We start from the raw sequence: 23,088 nt of genomic DNA, 5'->3' as shown, positions 1-23,088 counted from the left end.
GATGGAGGAACAGCGACTGTGATCCCGCCCGCGGGATCCGGGACCAAGGGGGAAATGATGTTCGAATGGCTCGGCGAGAATTGGTGGGCTCTCTGGCTCACAGTCTTCCTCGCGTTCGCAGTGGTGGAGATGCTTACCCTCGACCTCTTTTTCATCATGCTGGGCGGCGGAGCCCTGGCCGGGCTGATCGCCGACTTCGCGGGAGCCGATTTCTGGCTTCAGATCGTGATTTTCTCCGTGGTCTCCCTCCTGATGATTGTCTTTGTCCGGCCTGTTGCCATGAAGCACCTGCATAAGGGGCCTGCGGAACAGCGCAGCAATATCGACCGACTCATCGGTCAGTCCGCCCTCGTCATCGAAGCCGTGAGTGGAACCAGCGGACTGGTCAAGATCGGCGGCGACGTGTGGAGCGCCCGCAGCACGGCCGGCGTTCTTGATGCCGGTGCAACAGTCCAGGTCACACGGATTGACGGTGCGACGGCGGTAGTAGCCTCGCCCGCCGAGAACAGCCCGCGCTAAAGCGCGCCTTTGAATTTCAGCGGTTGCCGATGCGGGCAGCCTGCCCGCGTTCAGCCGCATCAAACCACGCAATTGGGGAATGAAGGAGATGTATGGACGGCTTAGGAGGAACAGCAGCAGCAATTGTGCTGATTGTTCTCGTCATTTTTGTCATCATCGTGTTGGTCCGTTCGGTGAGGATCATCCCGCAGGCACGTGCCGGCGTCGTTGAACGCCTCGGCAAGTATCAGCGGACACTCAACCCGGGACTGACCATCCTGATCCCGTTCGTCGACCGGCTCCTGCCGTTGCTCGACCTCCGCGAGCAAGTAGTGTCTTTCCCGCCTCAGCCGGTCATCACCGAGGACAACTTGGTGGTCTCGATCGACACCGTTGTCTACTTCCAAGTTACCGATCCCCGGGCCGCAACCTACGAGATCGCCAACTACATCCAGGCTGTGGAACAGCTGACCACCACCACACTTCGTAATGTGGTGGGCGGGCTCAACCTTGAAGAAGCACTCACATCCCGCGATCAGATCAATGGTCAACTGCGTGGTGTCCTGGACGAAGCAACGGGTCGCTGGGGCATTCGCGTGTCCCGTGTGGAGTTGAAGGCGATTGATCCGCCCCACTCCATCCAGGACTCGATGGAAAAGCAGATGCGCGCTGAGCGTGATCGTCGTGCAGCCATCCTGACCGCCGAAGGCACCAAGCAGTCGCAGATCCTTACCGCCGAAGGCCAGCGGCAAGCTGCCATCCTCGCGGCTGAAGGTGACGCGAAGGCGGCCATCCTGAGGGCTGACGGTGAAGCCCAGGCCATTCAGAAGGTCTTCGATGCCATTCATAAGGGCAACCCGGACCAGAAGCTCCTTGCGTACCAGTACTTGCAGACGCTTCCCAAGATCGCTGAGGGAAGCTCGAACAAGCTCTGGATCATTCCCAGTGAAGTCGGCGAGGCACTCAAGGGCATCGGCGGTGCACTCGGAGGCAACAACGGGGACTCCCCCGTCGGGCTCTTCGGCGGTGCTGAAGAGGCCAGGGCGTCCGAGCCTGCGGGAACACCCCAGCAGCCACGGCCTGCTGAATAACGCAAAGCGCAACGCCTCCGAGCGGTCAGCCATCCAGGCTGGCCGCTCGCTGTTTGTTCCTTCTTTTGAGTAGTGGGCGAAGATCCGCGTATAATGGGATATTTGTCCGGCTGGTTCAGCGTGGATGGAACATAAAAGCTTGGCCAGGCGTTGCAATTAGTGATGCAAGGTGTGCAGAAGTAGTCCGTAAGGGACGTGAAAACGGCTTACGGCTAGCGCGGGGTTCCTGCTCCGCGAACAGACAGAGGGAGTAATCATGAGCGATCGCAGCCTGCGGGGTATGCGTCTTGGCGCCCAAAGCATGGAAACAGAATCCGGCGTTGAACCGGCACCGCGCCAGCGGGTCGAGTACCGTTGCGAGGATGGCGAGCAGGTCTTCGTAACCTTCTCCTCCGAAGCCGAAATTCCCCCCGTTTGGGTATCCAAGACCGGCAAAGAAGCGCTGCTGGTTGATGGCGAGCGTCCTGTGGATGCCAACGAGAAAGCTGTCCGCACCCACTGGGACATGCTTCTGGAACGCCGCAGCCTTCCCGAGCTCGAACAGATCCTTGAGGATCGTCTGAACATCCTGCGTGAGCGCCGCGGAGAGCGCCGCTCCGCCTAGACGGTCACAGACTGTCAACAGAAAGGCCGGGTCCGGAATCCCTCACGGGAGCCGGACCCGGCCTTTCTGTGTTCTGAAAGTGTGGAGTTGCGTGTTGGGGTTACTTAGCTTCTGCCGATGACTTGCGGGTGAGCTTTGCCCACCGGGCTGCGAGTCCCCATTTGGTGACGTTGATCATTGCCTCAACCACGATGTTGCCGCTCATCTTCGATGCACCGAGCTCTCGCTCGACAAACGTGATGGGGCGCTCTTCGATGCGGAGCCCAAGCTTGGCCACGCGCCATGCAAGATCCACCTGGAAGCCATAGCCAACGGACTCCACCTCGTCCAGGTTCAACGCTTCCAGCGTGCTGCGTCGGAAGGCTCGGTAGCCCCCGGTGACGTCCTTGATCTTGACGCCCAGCATAATGCGGGCGTAGGTGCTGCCGATGCGGGAGATTGCCTGGCGGTAGAGCGGCCAGTTAACTACGCTGCCACCTGGAACCCACCGGGAGCCCATGGCAAGATCTGCCCCGTCCTCCACGGCCTTAAGCAGAAGAGGCAACTGCTCCGGCTTGTGCGAACCGTCGGCATCCATTTCCACCAGGACGTCATAGCCTGCGGCCAGTCCCCACTTGAAGCCTGCGATGTAGGCAGCTCCAAGGCCTTCCTTCCCTTTGCGGTGAAGGACATGCACCTGGCTGTCCTTTGCTGCGAAGTCGTCGGCAAGCTTTCCCGTGCCGTCAGGACTGTTGTCGTCGACCACCAGGACATCGGAGTGCGGCACTGCTGCGCGCAACCGTCCCAATGTCACGGGGAGCGATTCCAGCTCGTTGTAGGTGGGAATGATCGTCAAGACACGCAAGAAGAGGCCTTTCCTTGATGGAGCGGTCAGTGCGCCCGAGCAGCCTGGCGGCTTGCAATCTGGCGCAACTCTCCATTATAGGACGACGGCGGGGACGCATTTGGCGGCTGTGATGACAGACACAGGCCACGCTTTCGTCGCCGCGGACATCAGACCCGCAGTGACTCGTGGGCGAACAATTCGTGTCCCTCCCGGACGGTTTGTAGGCAACGGGGGTCGCTGCCGGTGTCCAGGGCCGGCAAGAGCGGCGTCCGAGCGCGGGGATCCGTGCTCCATGACTGCACCCGGCTATCAGCCACCTGGACCATCAGTTCATCCACTTCCCACACGGCGAAACTCGCCGGAGCGCCTGGTACCAGCTGCCCCATGAGGGGGTTCCGGTGCTTGGTAGCCCGCCACCCCGCCCGCGTGTGCCCCAGGAAAGCGGCACGAGCCGAAATTCTCTGTTCCGGGTTGCTGTGCTCCAAGCAGGCTCGAACGCTCGCCCACGGGCGGAGGGGGGTTACCGGGCTATCGCTTCCGAAGGCTATGGGGACGCCGCTCGCGTAAAAGGAAGCAAACGGATTCATCTTCTGGCTGCGGGCACCCAAACGCTGCTCGTAGAGACCACCTGCAGCACCCCATAAGGCGTCGAAAACAGGCTGAACACTGACCGACACGGAGTACTTGGCCAAACGATCGATGGCGGACTGGTCGGCCATTTCCACGTGTTCGAGTCTGTGGCCGGCTGCCCGGATACGCTGCTCCCCCACCTCGGCCGCTGCGGCGTCAAAGGCGTCCAGCACAGCGCCCAGACCGGCATCACCTATGACGTGGAAGCCGGCTTGGATCCCCAGCAGCGACGTGGCTACAAGGTGGTTGGCGGCCTCGTCCACTGAAAGGTACAAACTCCCGCGTTGACCGCCGGCATCGGAGTAATCCTCTGCGAGGGCCGCCGTGCGGGATCCGATTGAGCCGTCCATGTTGAGGTCACCAGCGAGGCCCAGCACCTTGGTGCCCAAGCTATCCAGAATGGCCTGCGCTTGCTCCTGTGAGGCGGCAAGCTCGCCCCAGTAAGGGAGAACCTCCGGCATGTTCGCGAGCTCGTTCCAAGACGTGGCCATTCTCAGGTCCTCAGGCCCGCAAATGTGAGGTGCGGACATCTCGGCCATGGCAACGTAGCCGTGGGAAGCTGCTTCCTGCAGCGCCGATTCCTGGTAGCTTCGCCGGTCCGGCTCCTTGAAATTCCTGGCAGTGAGGCGGGCGGCCGTATGTGCTGCCCGGACCACGCGGGCTTCCCCGGAAAAGCCGTCCAAGGTGGTAAGCCCAGCTGCCGCAGCAAGCGAGGCCGAAACGAGGGCTGAATGGACGTCGATGCGTGAGAGGTAGACGTGCCGTCCGCCGGCCGCTCTTTCGATCTCTTCCAACGTTGGGAGGCTGGGATCGTTCCACGTCGTTTCATCCCAACCATGGCCCAGCACCGGACCAGTGCCGCCGGCGGAGGCAACGGCGTCGAGCAATTCCCTCGATGAGCGGACCGCGTCCAGCTGCAGTCCCGACAGGGCAAGGCCCGTCTCCGTCAGGTGTGCATGGGAGTCGACAAAGCCCGGAGCAAGGAGGGCGCCCCGGAGGTCGATGATCTCCATGGACGAGTCGGCAATGGACGTCGCGGCCTGCTCGGAGCCCACCCAGGCAACGGTATCGCCGTCCACCACCATGGCTGTGGCAAAGGGATCTGCCGCAGTATAGATCGAACCATTTCTGTACATAGTGACCTTGCGGCCCTTGGTGTTGCGGTCCGGGCCGGTTGGCGCGCCTGGCTGGTTCATGCGTTCTGCTCCTTGAACATGGAAAGCTGTCTTTCGGGGAAGGTGGGCTAAGCCACCGTGGAGTAGGCCACCACACCGCGGCGGACCACATCGATTGATTCCCGGCATATGCGTGCCACACGTGGGTCCAGCTGCGGGATCTTGGCCAGCTGGTCAAGGAGGTCCACCACTTGCTTGGCCCACCGTACAAAGTCTCCGGCTGCGAGGTCGGTGCCGCTCAGCACGTCCTGAAGGTGGCGGCCCCTGGCCCACTTGTACATGGGCCACACCAGTCCAAGTTCCGGTTCGCCGGTCAAAGGCAGCCTGTTGCGTTCCTCAGTATCTTCGAGTTGGGACCACTCGCGGATAACGATGTCGACGGCCGATTCCAGTGACACAGAAGGCATCTTGGGCCGCAGCCCGCGGTCTTCCCGTTTGGCCTGGTACACCAAGGTGCTCGCCAAAGCGGCCAGTTCAGCAGCGTCGAGGTCGTCGATGGCGCCGCGACGAACAGTCTGGGAAATGAGCAGGTCCTTCTCGCCGTAGATCCGGCGAAGCCTCTGTCCGTCGGCACTTATGGTGACGTGTCCGGCGTCGTTCGTTTCCAGGTAACCGTAAACCGAAAGAACATCGCACACACGGTCGAACGTCTTGGCAATAGTGTTGGTCCTGCTTTGGATTTGGCGGACCAGCCCGTCGGTCTCCCGGCGCAGCTTCCACCAACGCTCCGACCACCGTGCGTGGTCTTCGCGTTCGCTGCAGCCATGGCAAGGATGGGCCCTGAGCGCCCGCCGAAGATCCGCGATCTTCTTTTCCTGATCCGGCAGGCGGGCTCCGAGACCAAAGTCTTCGTGCCTGCTGTTACGCCGGCTGTGGGGAGCGTCTTCGCTGATGGCGTGCCGCATGGCTGAAGCGAGGTCCCGGCGCGCCTTGGGAACCTTGGCGTTGAAGGACTTCGGGATGCGGATACGCGTCACCGGAGACACCGGGCCATCGAGGTCGTGGACGCCGATGCGTCGCAGCTGGTTGTCGGAGGTGAGCACCGAGGGCCGCGGTTCACGCGCATTCCGGTCCACCTCCAGCACCACAGCGTGTCCCGCGAGCCGGCCGCTGTAAATGCTGATCACATCGCCGGGAATTAATCGCGTGAGGGAATCAGCAACATGGGACTTCCGGGCGCGTTGGTGGTCGCGGGCGGCGAAATTCTCAGCATCGCTGAGTTCGCGCCGGAGCTTGCCGTATTCTGTGAAGTCGCCCAGGTGGCACTGCATGGATTTGGCGTAGCCTGCCAGCGACTCTTCACGCCCACGCACCTGCCGGGCAAGTCCAACAACGGATCGGTCAGCTTGGAACTGGGCAAAAGAGGATTCGAGGATCTCACGTGCCCGGACCCGTCCGAACTGGGCAATCAGGTTGATGCTCATGTTGTACGTAGGACGGAAACTGGAGTTCAACGGATAGGTGCGTCGGGAGGCCAGTCCGGCCACTGCGGCGGGGTCTGTACCCGGCTGCCAAAGCACCACGGCATGGCCTTCGACGTCGATGCCGCGACGTCCGGCACGCCCGGTGAGTTGGGTGTACTCCCCCGCCGTGATGTTGACGTGCGATTCCCCGTTGAACTTTTCCAGCTTTTCAAGCACCACGCAGCGCGCGGGCATGTTGACACCAAGAGCCAACGTTTCGGTGGCGAACACAGCCTTGACCAGGCCGTCGGCAAAGAGCTTCTCCACCACTTCCTTGAAGGTTGGAAGCATGCCCGCGTGGTGGGCAGCGAGGCCCCTGATGAGCCCGTCCCGCCAACCCCAGAACCCGAGGACATCGAGGTCGTCAGCCGGAATCTCGTGGCTGGCCTCGTCCACCCGCTGGGCGATGATCTGTTGTTCCTGCTCGGTGGTCAGCCAGAGGCCTGATGCTGCACACTGCGCTACGGCTGCGTCACAACCTGCCCTGGAGAAAATAAACGTGATGGCAGGCAAGAGGTCCTGGCGCCTGAGGCTCTCGATCACCTGGGGACGGCTTGCCTTGCGGACTGGACTACGCTGCTCTGACTGTTGCCGCTCGTCGCGATAGCGGTCCTGACGACGGCGGCTTCTGCCGCCGTGTCCAAACCGGCCATTCATGCTCATCCGGCTTTCCGAACGGGCCATGGCCAGCAGGTCCGGGTTGACCTCGAATTCGGGGCCGGTAACTGCCTGACGAGCCGTGACGGCTGACGAGCGCTTGGATGAGACGCGCCGGCGATCCGTGGTGGTGGGCTCGGCCATGACCTCTTCTGCATCGGAGAGGTCAGGCACCTCCGTTTCCTGTGCTCCCGGGGCTTGGGGCGCGATTTCGTCAAAAGAGGTGTCACCGGCAAAGAGATCCACTATCTCCCGCCCCACCATGACGTGCTGCCAGAGGGGCACAGGGCGGTGCTCGGAAACGATCACGTCTGTATCGCCCCGCACAGTGTCCAACCAGGCGCCGAACTCTTCGGCGTTGGACACTGTGGCACTCAGCGAGGCAACCTGCACTTCGCTGGGCAAATGGATGATGACCTCTTCCCACACTGCGCCGCGGAAACGGTCGGCCAGGTAGTGGACTTCGTCCATCACCACATAGCCCAGGTCTCCCAAAGTTTCAGAATCGGCGTAGAGCATGTTCCGAAGGACTTCGGTGGTCATAACCACCACAGGAGCTTCGCCATTGATGGTGGTGTCGCCCGTCAGCAGACCAACGTTTGCCGCACCGTATTTCGCGGCCAGTTCCGAGTACTTCTGGTTGCTCAATGCCTTGATGGGAGTGGTGTAAAAGGCTTTGAGTCCCCGTTCCAACGCCAAATAGATCGCAAACTCGCCAACGATCGTCTTTCCGGCGCCGGTGGGAGCTGCTACAAGGACGCCGCGGCCCTCCTGAAGCGACCTGCACGCTTCGCGTTGGAAGTCGTCCAGTTCGAAGTCCAGGGAGCGGGCAAACGCTCCAAGGTAAGTTTTTGACTCAGCCGCCCGCTGGGCTGCCGCCTGGTAACGGTCTGATGGAGATGAAGACCCGGAAATGGAGGACATGCATCAAGCCTAGTGGGCCAAGGTCTAGAGATTCTCCAGATCCGAGGCCGGGGTTGCGATGTCTGCCGTGGCTTCAGTCTCAGCGGCGCGCTTGATGGCCCTGCGCTCACGGCGCCTGTCATTCAATACGCAAATACCGATTGCCGCGAAGAACAGGATCAGCATGGGGGCAGCAAGATAGAACATGCTCATAGCGTCGGCCCCCGGAGCGGCCATCGCAGCGAACAGGCACACCAGGAAAATAGTGATTCGCCAACTCTTGATGAGTTGCTTGCCTTTGATGATTCCAGCAAGGTTCAACCCCACCAGGACCACGGGTATAAGGAAGGCGATACCAAAGGCCAGCAGGAGCCGGAGGACAAAGGCCAAATAAATTTCAGCACTGATGAAGTTTGAACCGCCCACCGGGGTGAAATCGGTCAGCACCCGCACGGCGTTGGGGAGCACAAGCCACGCAAGCAGCACACCACCGATGAACAGCGGTACCGCAGCTGCCACGAAGGACAGCGCAAGACGCCGCTCCTTCTTGTGGAGTCCGGGGACAATGAAGGCCCACAGCTGGTAGATCCAGACAGGGCTGGAAAGGATGACGCCGAGGAAGACCGAAACCTGGACCATGAGGTCGAAGGAACTGGCCACGCCATCAAAGTTCAGTGTGGCAGCGCGTCCCTCCTTTTCGTTGAGGTCCTTGATCGGCTTGATCAATGCTTCCAGGAGGGGCTGGTAGACGATGAAGCCCACCACTGTTCCCACTATGACGCCGATTGCAGCCTTGAAGAGCCGGTTGCGCAGCTCCTTGAGGTGATCCAGGAGCGCCATCCGGGCTTCGGGGTTGGCTTTGCGCCCCTTCGTTTCTACCACTTCTCTTTAGACGCGGTTGGAGGGCGGTACGTCAGTTTCGCCGTTGTTCTTGGCCTTGACGTCCGGGTGGCCTACAACCTTGCCTTCGACGGCGTCGGAAGCGTCCTGGGAGTCTTTTGCCTCCGTGGAACCATCCTTCTTCATCTCCCGGACTTCAGACTTGAAAATACGCATCGACTGCCCGATGCTGCGCGCCATGGACGGCAGCTTCGGCGCTGCAAAGAGCACCAGGGCGAGAACGATGATGATGATGAGATGCCAGCCTTCGAGCCTCATATGGGGAGGTCCTTTCCTTTTGGATACATCCTACGTCTATCTGAATTCAATGTCGTGCAGGGACTGCGGCTGACCCCGCTCGGCTTTGCGCTTGACGCGCCGTTGACGACGAACTTCCTGACGGAAGGCTTTGGCCGTCAGGTAATCATGACGCATCTGCTCCGGGGAGGCAAAAATTGCGGACCCCGGTTCGGGACGCGGTTCCGCTGCTTCAACGTCGGAGGTTTCCGGGGCAGGGGAAAGATTGCTGAAACGTTTACCCGCGGCACCCAACTCTTGAACAGTTGACATGAATTTTCTGTACAAGCGGTAACCCAGTGTCAGGTGAAGGAGCAACGAAAGGGCTATAAGCGCGATCCATAACAGGATCCAGAACCACCAAGGCATTTGAGTAGTCTAGCCAGCCTTGGTGCCCGACGGTGAGTCGTACTGAGCCAGGGCGGCGTCGATCCACTTCCGGGTTTCCTCCCGCACGGACAGCGGTTCGAGAATCCGGACCGCGCCGCCATGCTGGGATACAAACATGGGCAGCCACCCTGCGTCGCCAAACCTCACCTCGGCGAGCAGACCGCCGTCGGGCAGTTGTGCGGTTCTTTCGGCGTAGTAGTCATCGGCAAGGCCGGCACCTTGGCGGGTCAGTTGGAGGGTCACCAGGACGTCGTCGTCACCGGGCGTGAACAACCGGGCCGGGAAGTCCTGCCCGGCAGTTGCAGCCACGGAGACAGCCCGGCCATTGGCCTCCAGGGCTTCCACCCTGTCCAACCGGAAGTTTCTGATGCCGGCCTTGCTGTGGCAGTAGGCCTCGAAGTACCAGGTATTGTCCAGGGAGTAGAGCCTCAGGGGGTCGACGTCGCGCTCGGTCACTTCGTCGCGTTGCAGCGAGAAGTAGCTGAGCCGCAGCTGCCTGCCTTCCCTGATTGCTTGGGTTATCGCGGCAAAGGCTTGTGATTGCTCTGGCGCCACGGATTGGCCGGATACGGAGCCGGCCAGTCTCGCTGCCTGCCCCGCAGCACCTGTCAGCTTGATGGTGACTGACTCCAGCGCACTGGCTGACTCGTCCTGGGGCATGCCTGCCAAGGCAGGCAGGTCTCCCAGCATGGCCAGTCCGGTCAGCAACGCTGCGGCTTCGTCTTCACTGAAACGCACGGGACGATTCAGATCCAGGTGTTCGGAAATGTACACGTGATCGTTTTCCCATTGGATGTCCAGAAGATCGTCCGGATACCCCTCGGGCAGGCCGGAGCAGATCAGGATCTTCAGGTCATCGATCAACGCCTTGCGGCTGATGCCAAAGTGATCAGCGACCTGTTGGATATGCAGGCCCTGATGGTGGACCAGGAACGGCACCAGTTGCAGCATGCGGGCAAGTTGATCTTCGGACGTGCGCTTCCGTGCCCGGGGCGTACGGCCCGCTTCAGGAAATTCAACAGGCACTGGCGGAGCGTCATCAAAGTCTGCGGCAGCTTGGAGGCGGCGGACGACGGCGGAGCGCAGTTCGGCGGGTCCCTCCACCTTGAGGTGGGGGCCATAGGATGCCAGCTCTTCTGCCAGTTGCTCCGGATCCCTAAAATCCACCACTATGCGGTCACGGTCACTGTGCTCCGGGGACCCTTCGGCGGGAGCAGACCTCTTGCGCAGGGCAAGCAACCTGTTCTTTTCGACATCCAAGGTGGCTTGCCGGATAGGGAGCTCGTTGAGTTCGTCCAGCTCAGCCCGGGCGTCGAAGCCTTCCGGGGGGTGGAAGGTGCTGGTGGCGACCACGCTAACTGCGGTGGTCATCCGCGAGAGCCTGAAGAGCCTCTTGGCTCCCCTCCCCCGGTCCAGGCCCACGAGGTACCACTGGCCGAAGCGGCTGCCCAAGCCCCAAGGCTCCACTTCCCGGACTTCCTCCAGCCCCGTGCTGACCGCAAGGTAGCCGAAGCGGACCGGGTGCTTGCCGTGCATGGCCGCAACGACGTCGTCGAAGGCTTGTCCAGCGGGTTTGATCCGTGGCTGAACTCCAGCAGGGAGATCCACGTCCGTGAAGCCTCCTGCGGCCTGCAGCTTGCGGACGGCGTTGGCCGCTGCCGTTCCCAGCGCGGCCCGTTCCCACAGCTGTGCAGAAAGCAAGAGCACGGTGCTCTCCGCAGGCGTCAGGTTCACATCAGGTAGCCGGTTGGAGTCCTTGCCGATGCGGTAACGCGCAGAGGCGGGGTCGTCCGCGCCGAAGTTTCGCGGATCCATCAAAGTCTCGATCTCGAAGCCAAACTGTTTGAGATCCACTTTGTCGCGCTCGAACATCCGTCCAAAGGCGACGTCATTCTCAGCTGAATCGTGGTACACCTTTTCACGCAGCACGGCACGTGGAAGGCCAACTTTGGTGTTGAGCAAAGCAAGGAGAAGGTTCAGGAGGCGTTCAGTGCGGGATGCGGACACCCTTGCTACGTTACTAAAAACCAGCCGGAAAGCAGCAAGGCGCGTCACCGCCCGGCAAAACCGGAAGGTAACGCGCCCTGCGAAAAACCGATAAGTCCTAGCGGACAGCCACGAGGTCGACGACGAAAATCAAGGCCTCGTTGGGCTTGATGGCTCCACCGGCGCCACGTGAGCCGTAGGCAAGTTCCGAGGGGATCTCCAAGCGACGGCGGCCGCCGACCTTCATGCCGAGCAGGCCCTGGTCCCAGCCCTGAATGACCTGGCCGACGCCCACGCGGAAGTCCAGAGGAGCGCCGCGGCCCCAGGAAGCGTCAAATTCTTCTCCCGTGGACCAGGCAACGCCCACGTAGTGAGTGGACACGGTGTCCCCTGCCTTGGCTTCGGGACCAGTGCCCTCGATCAGGTCAGTGATGACGAGGTCTGTGGGGACGTCGCCTTCCGGGAAGTCGATTTCGGGCTTGGTGCGGTCAAAGTCGCGCTGACCAAATGACATGGTTGCTCCTTAGGTTATGGGGGCGGAGAGAGATTTCAGGAACCAGCTTAGCCAGAACCCGCGCGGGGTTTTACTTCTTAGCGGTGATCTCAACGACGAACACCAGCGGGCCCGCAGGCTTGCCCTGGGCAGCAGCGCTTGCACCGTACGCAAGATCAGTGGGAATCGTCAGGAGAACCTTGGAGCCGACCTTCTGGCCTGTAAGTCCAAGCGTCCAGCCCTTGATGACCTGGTTCAAGCCGAACGTAGCGGCCTCGCCCCGATCATAGCTGGAGTCAAACTTGGTGCTGTCTTCCCAGCGCCAGCCAGTGTAGTTGGCATCGATCGTGTCAGTGTCTTTCAGTTCCTCACCCGTACCCTCGGAGAGGACCTTAACAGAAAGGCCTGCCGGGGCATCAGTCTTGGGAATTTCCACCGAGGGTGCGCCCTTGTCATCGAAGGTCACCTTGGGAAGTTTGCCGTCCTTGTCCAGCTGATCGGTCTCCTCCTTGTTGAGAAGACCAGGCGCGTTCTTGGCTGAGGCAATCTTGAAGACCACCAGCTGGGAGGAGGCAGGCGCCGAGGCAGAGGAGTTGCCCGGAGCAGCGATGGCTACATGACTGCCCACTTTGGCGCCGATGATGGCGTCAAAGATGAGTTCATTGCCGCTTTTCATCTGTTCGGAAAGTTCGATCGCCTGGGGCCCCTTGGCGTAACCGTCCTCAAGTGTCTTGCCATCGGTACCATCGACCGCGATGAACACCAGTTCAGCGATTTGCCCCATCTTGACCGGCTCGCCGTCACCTTCTTTGACCACCTTGACGGTGGGTCCAGTCACGGCCAGAGGCTTGGAGAATTCAATGCCGGGCGCTTTGTCATTGCCGTTGTCCGTGATCTTTAGGGAGTCGAGCTTGGAGACGTCACCTACTGACTTGCTGGTGGGCTCAGTAGCCGGGGTGTCTCCACCTCCGCACGCGGTCATGAGCAACAGGGCTGGCAGGAGAATTGCTAGGAGTCGGCGCACAAAAAGACACTTTCGTCGGGGCAAAGGGACACTCGGAAAGGCGCATAGCGCATCCAAGCAGGGTGTATCTCGGTAAGAGACCACTATCCAGAGTAGCCCGTGAAGCTGGGAGTCAGCTTACAAAGCCCTTTAGCCCATGGAATCCAGGAGGGCATCCACCCGCTCATCAACGTTCCGGAACGGATCTTTGCACAAGATGGTTTGGTGTGCGCGATCGTTCAGTTTCAGGTGCACCCAGTCCACCGTGTAGTCGCGGCCCAGCTCCTGTGCTCGTCGCACAAAATCTCCCCGCAGTTTCGCGCGCGTTGTCTGTGGTGGAGCGTCCACGGCATCTTTGACATCGGTTTCGGTGACCAGCCTGCGTGCTGCACCACGGGCCTGCAGCAGGAAAAAGATGCCGCGTTGCCGTGAGATGTCATGGTAGGTGAGGTCCAGCTGGGCAATGCGCGGTGAGTCGAGGCTGAGGTCGTGCCGCCGCATGTAACCGTCCATGAGCTTCTTTTTGATGGCCCAGTCCACTTCGGTATCAATGGTGCTGGTATCGCCGCTTTCAATGGCGTTCAAGGTTCGCTCCCACAAGTCCAGGATGAGTGGAACGTGGGCGTTGTGGGCACCATTGGCGGCTACGAACTCGGTGACCTTATTGAGGTACTCGCGCTGGATATCCAACGCAGTCAGCTGCCGGCCGTTGGCCAAGCGGACCAAGGCGCGGCCGCTGAGGTCGTGGGAGATTTCGCGGATGCTGCGGATGGGATTCTCCATGCGCATGTCGCGCATGATGACGCCCGCCTCGATCATGCGAAGGATGAGGTCCACCGTTCCGACCTTCAGCAAAGCCGAGGTTTCGGACATATTGGAGTCCCCCACAATCACATGCAGGCGACGGTAAAACTCGGCATCTGCGTGAGGCTCATCGCGGGTGTTGATAATGGGCCTGGACCTGGTGGTGGCGGAGGACACGCCTTCCCAGATGTGGTCGGCGCGCTGGGAGAAAGCGAACGTGGCACCGTGGGGTGTCTTTAGTACCTTGCCGGCCCCGGCTATCAATTGACGTGTCACCAGGAAAGGAATCAATATTTCGGCAAGGCGGGAGAACTCCCCGCGCCGCGGTATGAGGTAGTTCTCATGGCTGCCGTAGGAATTGCCCGCAGAATCGGTGTTGTTCTTGAAGAGGTACACAGTTCCGTTGAAACCCTCCGCGGCGAGCCTTGCCTGAGCCTCATCCACGAGGTCGTCAAGGATCAGTTCACCGGCCCTGTCATGGGCGATCAGCTGTGCGAGGTCGTCACACTCTGCGGTGGCATACTCCGGGTGCGACCCCACATCAAGGTAAAGCCGTGAACCGTTGGTAAGGAAAACGTTGGAGGACCTGCCCCAACTGACCACCTTGCGAAAGAGGTACCGTGCAACTTCCTCGGGGGCCAAAGGGCGGGAATCAGGGCTGGAATAGGAAATTCCGAACTCCGTTTCGATGCCAAATATCCGCTTATCCATCTCAGCTCTCCTCTGTGAGCAACCGGGTCATGTCTTCCGGCAACAGCCGCCTGAACGCCCTGCGTGATCCGCGATTGCTTTCGGAAGCGCGGTACAGCACGGCAGCTTCGACGGCGGTGGCGGGCAGCTCGTCGATTTCCTTGTTGGTGGCCAGGGCACGCAGAGCCAGTCGCATGGCCCCCGCCAAGGTGAGTTCCGGCTCCCACTCCCCGCTGACGACGTCGGAAATCTGGTCAGCGAGTCCGCCCATCACCACAAACCCGTTTTCATCGGCGATTGATCCGTCGAAGGTCAAACGGTAGAGGTGGTCCTCCTCCCGGGTGAGACCAACCTCTGCCACCGCCAATTCCACCTCAAACGGTTTTTGCTCGGCGGTAAACACCGCTCCGAGGCTCTGAGCGTAGACACTTGCCAGGCCGCGGGCAGTCACGTCCTCACGGTCGTAGGAGTAGCCGCGGACGTCTGCATAGCGGACTCCTGCTTGCCTGAGGCTTTCAAATTCGTTGTACTTGCCCACCGCAGCGAAGGCGATTTTGTCGTAGATTTCACCGATCTTGTGAAGCGAAGGTGAAGGGTTTTCGGCGATCAGCGCGATGCCATCGGAGCAGCTGATGACCACAACAGATCGCCCACGCGCTATGCCCTTCCGCGCGAAGTCCGCACGGTCCTTCATTAACTGCTCGGGAGAGACGTAGAACTGCTGTGTCATATCAGGCCTCCCGTCCGGCGGCAGCCCGCGATTCAACAATTGCGCCGGCAACCGCGGCCAGATCCCGGTCAGGGACCCGCCGGTTGCCGGATCGATCGACGGTATAAACCACCGGCCACAATTGGCGAACGGGGTCGGGCCCGCCAGTGGCGGAGTCGTCATCTGCGGCGTCATAGAGTGCCTCAACAGCTACTGCTACGGCGTTTTCCGCAGACAAATTAGGCTTCCAGAGCTTCTTGAGCGCGCCGCGGGCGAACACGGAACCGGAACCGACGGAGTGATGCTCCTGTTCTTCGTACCGGCCGCCTGTGACGTCGTAGGAGAACAAACGGCCCACACCGGAGCTGTGGTCGAAGCCTGCAAACAAGGGAACGACAGCCATCCCCTGCATCGCCATGGGCAGGTTTCCGCGGATCATGGCGCCCAGGCGGTTGGCCTTGCCGACCAGGCTGAGGAGCGTGCCCTCGATCTTTTCGTAATGCTCCAGCTCAACCTGGAAGAGCCGCGTGATGTCAATTGCCAGGCCGGCCGTACCAGCTATGCCGAGGACTGAATACTCGTCCGCCGGAAACACTTTCTCGATGTGCCGGCTGGCGATGATGTTGCCCATGGTCGCGCGCCGGTCCCCCGCCATCAGCACTCCACCTGCGTACGTCAAGGCAACGATGGTGGTGGCGTGCGGGGACGACGGCACCATGCCGACGGGTAACGATTGATTAAAGGGAAGGAGTTCGGGACGCGAGCGTTGAAGATGCTCCGTGAAAGAAGACGTTGCCTGGGTGGCCAGGGGGCCGGTTGATGGGTCCTGCATTGCTGCACTCCTTCGACTCTGCATTCCGATGCCCGGCGGCCTTACGCCGACCGGGCAGTACATCCTCTGGCGGGTCCGCCTACTGTCCGCCCTTTTGGACAAACGCCCTGACGAACTCTTCGGCGTTGGATTCCAAAACGCCGTCAATTTCGTCGAGAAGGTCATCCACTCCTTGCGTCGCGTCCGACGCCTGTGCCTCCGGTGCTGCCGGGGGCGCTTCGGGTGCGTCCACTTCGGTCTCGGTTTCCCGCGACTGTGGTTGTTGCTGCTCCTGTGCTGCCATTTTCTTTCTCCCTACTGTCAGTCCCCTGTTGACGGAGACTTCCTACTGCCATAGTGCCACGCCGACCGATGCTGCGGACGGCTTTAACCAACGGCGAATAATCCTGTGGCGGGCATCCATCAGCTCCTGGCCGGTGGCGGCGTCTGACCCAACAATTCGGCCAGGAAAGAAGCAGCATCCGGGTGACGGTCAAAGAGGGCGCCGGTCAAAGCCCGGGTTCCCCTCAAAGGCTCCCGGGTAGGCACCCGCTGCAGTTTCCCCAGCCCCGGAACATCAAAAATCACCGAGTCCCAACTGGCGCCTACAACATCTTTTCCGAATCTGGAGACGCACCGCCCGCGGAAATAAGCGCGGGTGTCCGACGGCGGTTCGGTCACCGCCCGGGTGATGTCGCCTTCGTCCACGACGCGCATCATCCGGTTCCTGGAGAGCAGCCTGTAGTAGAGGCCCTTCTCAGGCCGGATATCAGACCATTGAAGATCCACCAAGCCGAGCCTGGCGTCGTCCCATGCCAACCCGTCGCGGTTTCGGTAGCCCTCGAGTAGTGACTTCTTGGCCACCCACTCGACTGTAGAGGCAGCGGCATCAGGATCAATCCCCAGCGTTGTCAGCGTGGACTCCCACTGGGACAGGACCTGGTGCGTGTGGCCATCTCCGGTGACGGAATCCGCCACCCCTGTCTCTTGGGCCAGCTTGGAAGCTGCCTCGAAATACATCCACTGCAGATCGAGGGCTGTTACCCGCCTTCCGTCGAGGAGCCTGACGGTTGTGGCCAGCGTGGTGTCGTGGCTGACGGCTTGGAGCGCCTGGACGGGTTCGTGAACCTCGATCCTGGGAGCCTGCCCCGCTTCAATGAGGCTAAGAACCATGGCCGTGGTGCCAAACTTCAAAAAGTTGGAGGCCTGGCTGAGGTTTGCGTCCCCAATGATCACATGGAGGCGACGGTACTTGTCCGCTGTCGCGTGGGGCTCGTCCCTGGTATTGATGATGGGCCGGCGGATGGTTGTCTCCAGTCCCACTTCTGCTTCGAAGAAGTCTGCCCGCTGGCTGATCTGGTAACCGGGCGTGGAGCTATCCTGCCCCAGCCCCACCCGGCCCGCGCCACAGATGACCTGGCGGGAGACGAAGAAAGGCGTGAGCCCGCGGATGATGTCCCCGAAGGGCACCGAGCGTGGCATGAGGTAGTTCTCATGCGAGCCATAGGACACGGACTTGTTGTCAGTGTTGTTCTTGTACAGGTTGATCGCCGGGAGCGAGGCGTCGGCAGCTACCTTCCGTACCGTGGCCAGGGCCACCAGATCCCCGGCGGCGTCCCATGCCACGGCGTCGCGTGGGTTGGTGACCTCCGGACTGGAGTATTCAGGATGCGCGTGGTCCACGTAAAGGCGTGCACCATTGCCGAGGACCATGTTCATCAACAGTGAACCGGACTCGTCTGCGCCGTCCAGCTCCAGCTCCTGGCGGCCATAAGCCAAGGCGACCGCTTCGGCGTCGAGCACTGGCGGTTGATCCGTCAGTTGGCTGGGATCCGCCGCTGCCCTGTCCACGGTCCAACCGCGGGCGTCGTGCAGCGGTTCCTCATCCGTGTAGTCCCACCGGGTCTCAGCCCCGCCGGCCGCCCGTTGCCGGGTCACGGTGGCGTAGGCCTGAATGATCCGGGCGGACATCATGGTGGCGTTGGCCCCCGGAGCTGACGGCGCATGGATCCCATATTCAGTTTCCGAGCCCATGACGCGCATGGCGCCGCCTGCGGGAAGCTTCTCTGCGGGTGAACCTTCGGGCCTTGCTGTCACAGGTACTGACCCGTGTTGGCAGTGGTTTCGATGGACTTGCCAGGCTCCTGGCCTGCCTTGCCCTGGACGATGGTCCTAATGTAGGTGATCCTTTCGCCCTTCTTACCGGAAATCCTTGCCCAGTCATCCGGGTTGGTGGTGTTGGGCATGTCCTCATGCTCACGGAATTCATCCACCACGGCGCGGAGCAAGTGATCGATCCGAAGACCCTTCTGCTGTGAGGTCAGCAAGTCCTTGATGGCGTATTTCTTGGCACGGTCCACCACGTTTTGCACCACCGCGCCGGAGTTGAAGTCCTTGAAGTACAGCATCTCCGTATCTCCGTTGGCGTACGTCACCTCAAGGTACTCATTGGACTTCTCAGTGGAGTACATGGCCTCCACTGTGTGCTGGACCATGGCATCCACCGTGGCCTGCACATCGCCGCCGTACTCGGCCAAATCCTGGGGGTGGAAGGGCAGGTCAGTGGTGATGTACTTTGCGAAGATGTCGGCTGCAGCTTCGGCGTCGGGCCGTTGGATCTTGACCTTCACGTCGAGGCGACCTGGACGCAGGATGGCAGGATCGATCATGTCCTCACGGTTGGAGGCACCAATGACGATGACGTTGTCCAAACGCTCCACGCCGTCGATTTCACTGAGCAGCTGAGGCACGATGGTGGTCTCAACGTCGGAAGAAACGCCGGTGCCGCGGGTGCGGAACAGCGAGTCCATCTCGTCGAAAAAGACCACCACGGGGCTGCCATCTGAAGCCTTCTCGCGGGCACGGGAGAAGATCAAGCGGATGTGGCGCTCAGTCTCACCCACGTACTTGTCCAGGAGTTCTGGACCTTTGATGTTGAGGAAGTAGCTCTTGAGATCGGTATTGCCGGCACGCTCTGCTGCCCTGGCGGCAAGGGAATTCGCTACTGCCTTGGCGATCAGGGTTTTGCCGCATCCTGGAGGGCCGTAGAGCAAAATGCCCTTAGGCGCTTTGAGCCCATGCTCGCGGTAGAGGTCCGGATGGAGGAACGGCAACTCCACGGCGTCCCGGATCTGCTCGATCTGCGGGCCAAGGCCACCGATATCCTGGTAGGTGATGTCCGGAACTTCTTCAAGGACGAGGTTCTCCACCTCGGCGCGCGGTACCTTCTCCAACGCGTAGCCCGTCCGTGAATCCAGTGACAAGGCGTCGCCCACCTTCAGGTGAAGGCCTTGGAGCGCCCCGGACAACCGGACCACCCGCTCTTCATCGGCGCGGCCAACCACCAGCGCACGGTCCTTGCCAAGCATTTCCTTGAGCGTGACCAATTCGCCGGCGCGTTCGTAGCCGAGGCCTGCCACCACCAGCAGCGCTTCGTTAAGCAGGACTTCCTGCCCCACCGCAAGCTGGTTGAGGTTCACGAGCGGGCTGACACCTACACGCATCTTGCGCCCGGCATTGAAGATGTCCACGGACTCTTCGGTAGCTGCCTGCCCTGAACTGCCAGGGGCGGGCTGCTTCCGCGGGTTGATCTGCACCACGGTCCCAAAGCTGTAAGGAGGTTGACCCTCCTGCTCCAGAGCGCCCTTCAAGCGAAGAATCTCAGCCTTGGCTGTTTCCAGCATGCTGACGAGCTTGCTGTTGTTCTGGGTCGCGGCTGCCAACTGGCGGTCGATGTGGCGAAGCTTGTCCCGAAGGATATTGATTTGCCGTTCGGCAACCGTCAGTTCACCCGAGGTCTCCGGCGGTTGAACGGCGCTGAACCTCCGGCCTGCCGTAGTCTCCGCTTCGCCGTTTGCATCGTCCGGCGTCGGCCGTCCAAGGTCGTTGTTTGACGTATCCACGATTCATCAGCCCCTTCCTGCGCTTAACAAGACCTTAGTCCCGAAAAGCTCAGGGCGCCGGGTGACATTCGGAATGCGAACCCTATTGTGACCTTTGTCAGTTTGTGACTGGAGGGTCATCCTGAACATTGGTCCCTGCGATTGCGTCACGTGCTGCGCGCCGAAGTTTCTTGTCAGACACGGAGCGCTCCCCCACCGCTGCAGGGGTCCACGCGTTGAGGTCCTCTTCGCTGAACTCGGTCTTGGATGGACGGCGCTTCACGGAAATTCCGGTGACACCGTCAGCAAGACGGCGTGTGACCAGCAGGAATCCGGTGTGGGCGACCATGCGGTGATCCGGACGGACCGCGAGGCCCTCGAGGTGCCAACCACGAACCATCGATTCCCAGGCATCCGGTTCGGTGAAGCGGCCGTCCGCGCGGATTGCTTCGGCGGTGCGGGACAGCTGGGTGACGGTGGCGACATAGTTGATCCAAACCCCGCCCGGAGCCAGGACAGTGGCTACCGCGTCCAAGCACTCCCATGGTGCGAGCATGTCCAGGACAACCCTGTCCACGGAGCCCGGAGCTTCGGCTTTGATGACCTCTTCCTGGAAATCGCCCAAGGAGATCTGCCATGCGGGATGGGGGCCGCCAAAGATGGTTTCTACGTTTCCCCGGGCGATGTCCGCGAATTCCTCGCGGCGCTCGAAGGAATGCAGGTAGCCCCCGTCCCCGACTGCGCGCAACAAGGAAATGGACAGAGCGCCCGAACCCACACCGGCTTCGACAACCCGCGCGCCGGGGAAGATGTCCGCCATGGTGACAATCTGGGCGGCATCCTTGGGGTAAACCACAGCAGCGCCCCGGGGCATGGACAGCACGAAATCAGAGAGCAGGGGACGCAACGTCTGGTACTGCTGACCGACGTTGTTGCTGACCACGGAACCATCAACTTTCCCGATGATTTCATCGTGGTTCAGGAAACCGCGGTGGGTGTGGAAAGCGCCGCCTACTTCCAGTGTGATGGTGTTCATCCGGCCACGCTCGTCCGTGAGCTGGACCCGCTCGCCCACACGGAAAGGCCCGCGGCGTCGTGCAGCGCCCGTCGGCTGCACAGCCGAGCCGATGGCCGACTGGTCAGTGCCTGTGCTTGCTGCGGGGGCGGCGGTTTCGCTGCTCATGTGGTGTTCCTCGCTCCTGTACGGCTTGGCCGCGGTGTGTGACCGGCTGGTGGGCGCCAAAAAAATCATTGGCTCTTGTTATGCATATCGGCCGGCAAGTAACTCTACCGGCAAGACAGTCAGGCGCGCCCGCTCCTGCGTGCTTCCTTACCTGTTATGGCGGTCACTACTGCCTGCTGCCGAAGCAGCCCGGTGACGATTCCATTGTGGTCCACCACAGCGTATTCGCCGCCGTCCAGGCGAGCCAGGTACTGGATCAATTCCTGGCCCTTCGACCATTCCGGGACGTAAGCCCCGGCGGCCAGGGCATGAGCCACGGCGGTGACCGGCGTCGTCGTCGCATGTGCGGCCGCCACAGCGAGCGTTGCACCGAAATCCACCACACCCTGTGGCTTGCCGTCAGGACCGCAAATCACGACGGCGGGACTTCCGGTCGGTGAAATGTCCAGGACGTCAGCCACGGATGCCGAGTTCGGCACACCTACTGCTGGCTCAGCGAGGCCGGCAGCACTGACCAGGTACAGGCGGCTGCGGAGCTTAGCGTGGTGGATGGAGCTGGAGGCGCCCATCCAGAGGAAACCGCAGACAAGCACGGTGACGGTGGTGTACATCAGATCCGGCCATTGCCCCCTCAGGAAAGGGACCACGATGAACCAGATAACAAGTGCCACCACAATGATCCGGCCGGACCATCCTGCTGCAATGGTGCCCTTGTCCTGGCTGCCCGTAGCTTTCCAGACCGCAGACTCAACCAATCGACCCCCGTCCAGCGGCATCCCCGGGAGAATGTTGAAGATTCCAATCAGCAGATTGGCCATCACTACTATGTCTGTCAGCGTCCCGGCAACTCCCTTGAACTGGGCAACGGAGTCGATCGAGAACATCACTGCGGCTACCACGAAGTTGGATGCCGGGCCGGCCAACGCCACAACCACGGAACGCCCCGGAGAGGCGGTGAAGTTCTCGAACTGTGTGTGTCCGCCCCAAAGATTGATGACAATTTTCTCGGTGGGCCAGTGGAAGACTTTCGCACTGAGGGCATGGGCGAGTTCATGGATAAGAACTGATAACGCCAGGAGTAACGCGACCGCCAACCCAACGAGGTAAGCCCAGTTGCCCAGTCCTGGTATGAAATCCATGATGAACGGACCGTAGAAGACCACGGTGATGGCTGCTATGACAAACCACGAGTACGCGAGGTAGACCGGCACGCCGGCAATCTTCCCCAAAGGGATGCCGTCACGTTTTTTGCTTTGCGAATGGTGCGGTGTGGACGGGCTGGTCACCTAGCTGGCCCCTTCAAGCAAGTTCGCTGCTGCGAAACGGTGAGCTACCAGCTCTTGCAGATCGGGAGCGGCACGGCCAACCAACGTGGGCCACATGATCATTCGTGGATCGTCCGGAAGGGGCACCTGATGGGGAATTCCCACAGTAATCACCCCCGAAGCAATGGCTGCCGTTGCGCCGGGGATGGAATCTTCGAGCGCGACGCAGTGGTGGATGCTAACGGAGGGGTCGTCCAGCTTGAGCCGTTCAACTGCCGTGAGATAGGCCTCCGGGTGCGGTTTTCCGTGGGTGACAGTATCGCCGGTGACCATGAACTCGAAGTAGGGCTTGGGTAGGCTTTCCACCACCACACCGGCCAGGGGCCCTTCGGACATGGTCACCAGTGCGCAGCGAATGCCTGCCTCGTGGAGTTCATCCAGCAGCTCGCGGGCGCCTGGCCGCCAGGGAACCTCTTTGCGGACCTGGGCGATCACTTGTGCACTCAAGGTGTCTACGATTTCGCGGGCCTCCAACCTGACGCCTGCGGCCTGCAGGACGGCTGCCGAGTGCAGTAAGGACTGTCCCACCAACTGCATGGCCTGCTGGTGGGACCAGGTCCCGCCGTGGGACTCCACCAGCGCACGCTCGGCCGCTATCCAATAGGGTTCGGTGTCCACGAGTGTGCCATCCATATCCCAGAGCACGGCTTTGAGGAGGGGCTGGCTGGGTGAGGAATGCATGGTTTCCAGTCTACGTGGAACCAAGCGCGCGGCCGTCCGCGGGTTGCGCTGTGGGCGAATCGCGGACACGCTTCGGGGTGAAATGCCATGCATCCACAAGGGTCTTGGA

At 61.2% G+C, this 23,088-nt stretch carries 21 protein-coding genes; 3 read left to right on the top strand and 18 right to left on the bottom strand.

Annotated features, from left to right (window positions below):
- The first annotated feature begins 57 nt into the window (after positions 1-57).
- The 3 genes from LDN70_RS11250 to LDN70_RS11240 all read left to right on the top strand — a co-directional run bounded on the left by LDN70_RS11250 (position 58) and on the right by LDN70_RS11240 (position 2,193).
- Positions 58-519 carry an NfeD family protein gene (locus LDN70_RS11250; protein WP_105691804.1) on the top strand — a complete coding sequence of 154 codons (462 nt, stop codon included), beginning with the start codon at positions 58-60 and terminating at the stop codon, positions 517-519.
- A gap of 92 nt (positions 520-611) precedes the next feature.
- Positions 612-1,589, top strand: a complete 978-nt coding sequence (locus LDN70_RS11245) for an SPFH domain-containing protein (RefSeq protein WP_166840685.1) — start codon at positions 612-614, stop codon at positions 1,587-1,589.
- 256 nt (positions 1,590-1,845) lie between these two features.
- On the top strand, positions 1,846-2,193 hold the full coding sequence (locus tag LDN70_RS11240; protein ID WP_011774875.1) for an RNA polymerase-binding protein RbpA: 348 nt from the start codon (positions 1,846-1,848) through the stop codon (positions 2,191-2,193).
- Between the two features lie 100 nt (positions 2,194-2,293).
- On the opposite strand, the gene LDN70_RS11235 is transcribed toward LDN70_RS11240, so the two are convergent.
- From LDN70_RS11235 to LDN70_RS11150, 18 genes are all read right to left on the bottom strand, one after another.
- Positions 2,294-3,037, bottom strand: a complete 744-nt coding sequence (locus LDN70_RS11235) for a polyprenol monophosphomannose synthase (RefSeq protein ID WP_166840687.1) — start codon at positions 3,035-3,037, stop codon at positions 2,294-2,296.
- Positions 3,038-3,186: 149 nt separating this feature from the next.
- Positions 3,187-4,845, bottom strand: coding sequence for an amidohydrolase (locus tag LDN70_RS11230; protein ID WP_223940351.1), 1,659 nt, complete (start codon positions 4,843-4,845; stop codon positions 3,187-3,189).
- Positions 4,846-4,892: 47 nt separating this feature from the next.
- A complete protein-coding gene (locus LDN70_RS11225) occupies positions 4,893-7,868 on the bottom strand; it encodes a DEAD/DEAH box helicase (RefSeq protein ID WP_223940350.1) in 2,976 nt (991 codons plus the stop codon).
- Positions 7,869-7,892: 24 nt separating this feature from the next.
- The gene (gene tatC, locus LDN70_RS11220; RefSeq protein WP_142939154.1) at positions 7,893-8,729 is read right to left on the bottom strand and encodes a twin-arginine translocase subunit TatC; all 837 of its coding nucleotides are present in this window, start codon (positions 8,727-8,729) and stop codon (positions 7,893-7,895) included.
- A gap of 6 nt (positions 8,730-8,735) precedes the next feature.
- Positions 8,736-9,005, bottom strand: a complete 270-nt coding sequence (gene tatA / locus LDN70_RS11215) for a Sec-independent protein translocase subunit TatA (protein ID WP_223940349.1) — start codon at positions 9,003-9,005, stop codon at positions 8,736-8,738.
- A gap of 36 nt (positions 9,006-9,041) precedes the next feature.
- The gene (locus LDN70_RS11210; protein ID WP_223940348.1) at positions 9,042-9,392 is read right to left on the bottom strand and encodes a hypothetical protein; all 351 of its coding nucleotides are present in this window, start codon (positions 9,390-9,392) and stop codon (positions 9,042-9,044) included.
- Between the two features lie 9 nt (positions 9,393-9,401).
- Positions 9,402-11,420, bottom strand: a complete 2,019-nt coding sequence (locus LDN70_RS11205) for a helix-turn-helix transcriptional regulator (protein ID WP_223940347.1) — start codon at positions 11,418-11,420, stop codon at positions 9,402-9,404.
- A 97-nt stretch (positions 11,421-11,517) separates the two neighbouring features.
- Positions 11,518-11,913: an FKBP-type peptidyl-prolyl cis-trans isomerase gene (locus LDN70_RS11200; RefSeq protein ID WP_017200957.1), complete on the bottom strand. Its 396-nt coding sequence runs from the start codon at positions 11,911-11,913 to the stop codon at positions 11,518-11,520.
- 70 nt (positions 11,914-11,983) lie between these two features.
- Complete coding sequence (locus LDN70_RS11195; RefSeq protein ID WP_223940346.1) at positions 11,984-12,916, bottom strand: FKBP-type peptidyl-prolyl cis-trans isomerase; 933 nt, start codon at positions 12,914-12,916, stop codon at positions 11,984-11,986.
- Between the two features lie 129 nt (positions 12,917-13,045).
- Positions 13,046-14,410, bottom strand: coding sequence for a Pup--protein ligase (gene pafA / locus LDN70_RS11190; protein WP_142939159.1), 1,365 nt, complete (start codon positions 14,408-14,410; stop codon positions 13,046-13,048).
- Position 14,411: 1 nt separating this feature from the next.
- Positions 14,412-15,119, bottom strand: coding sequence for a proteasome subunit alpha (gene prcA, locus LDN70_RS11185; RefSeq protein WP_142939160.1), 708 nt, complete (start codon positions 15,117-15,119; stop codon positions 14,412-14,414).
- 1 nt (position 15,120) lies between these two features.
- Positions 15,121-15,930, bottom strand: a complete 810-nt coding sequence (prcB, locus tag LDN70_RS11180; protein ID WP_223940345.1) for a proteasome subunit beta — start codon at positions 15,928-15,930, stop codon at positions 15,121-15,123.
- A gap of 79 nt (positions 15,931-16,009) precedes the next feature.
- Entirely contained in the window at positions 16,010-16,213 is a 204-nt protein-coding gene (locus LDN70_RS11175) for a ubiquitin-like protein Pup (RefSeq protein ID WP_142939162.1), read from the bottom strand.
- A gap of 119 nt (positions 16,214-16,332) precedes the next feature.
- A complete protein-coding gene (dop, locus tag LDN70_RS11170) occupies positions 16,333-18,006 on the bottom strand; it encodes a depupylase/deamidase Dop (RefSeq protein WP_502773722.1) in 1,674 nt (557 codons plus the stop codon).
- Positions 18,003-19,811: a proteasome ATPase gene (gene arc, locus LDN70_RS11165; RefSeq protein ID WP_223940344.1), complete on the bottom strand. Its 1,809-nt coding sequence runs from the start codon at positions 19,809-19,811 to the stop codon at positions 18,003-18,005. The genes dop and arc overlap by 4 nt, the downstream gene beginning before the upstream one ends.
- A 97-nt stretch (positions 19,812-19,908) precedes the next feature.
- Positions 19,909-20,973 (bottom strand): tRNA (adenine-N1)-methyltransferase, encoded by a 1,065-nt coding sequence (locus tag LDN70_RS11160; protein ID WP_223940343.1) that lies wholly within the window; start codon positions 20,971-20,973, stop codon positions 19,909-19,911.
- A gap of 119 nt (positions 20,974-21,092) precedes the next feature.
- Positions 21,093-22,259, bottom strand: a complete 1,167-nt coding sequence (locus tag LDN70_RS11155; RefSeq protein WP_223940342.1) for a site-2 protease family protein — start codon at positions 22,257-22,259, stop codon at positions 21,093-21,095.
- On the bottom strand, positions 22,260-23,072 hold the full coding sequence (locus tag LDN70_RS11150; RefSeq protein WP_223940341.1) for an HAD family hydrolase: 813 nt from the start codon (positions 23,070-23,072) through the stop codon (positions 22,260-22,262).
- Between the last annotated feature and the right edge of the window lie 16 nt (positions 23,073-23,088).

It is taken from the genome of Arthrobacter sp. StoSoilB22 (genome assembly GCF_019977315.1).
In the GTDB taxonomy this organism is placed as follows: Bacteria; Actinomycetota; Actinomycetes; order Actinomycetales; family Micrococcaceae; genus Arthrobacter.
Note: the sequence above shows the minus strand (reverse complement) of the source record. Positions and strands in the feature narration are given on the sequence as shown.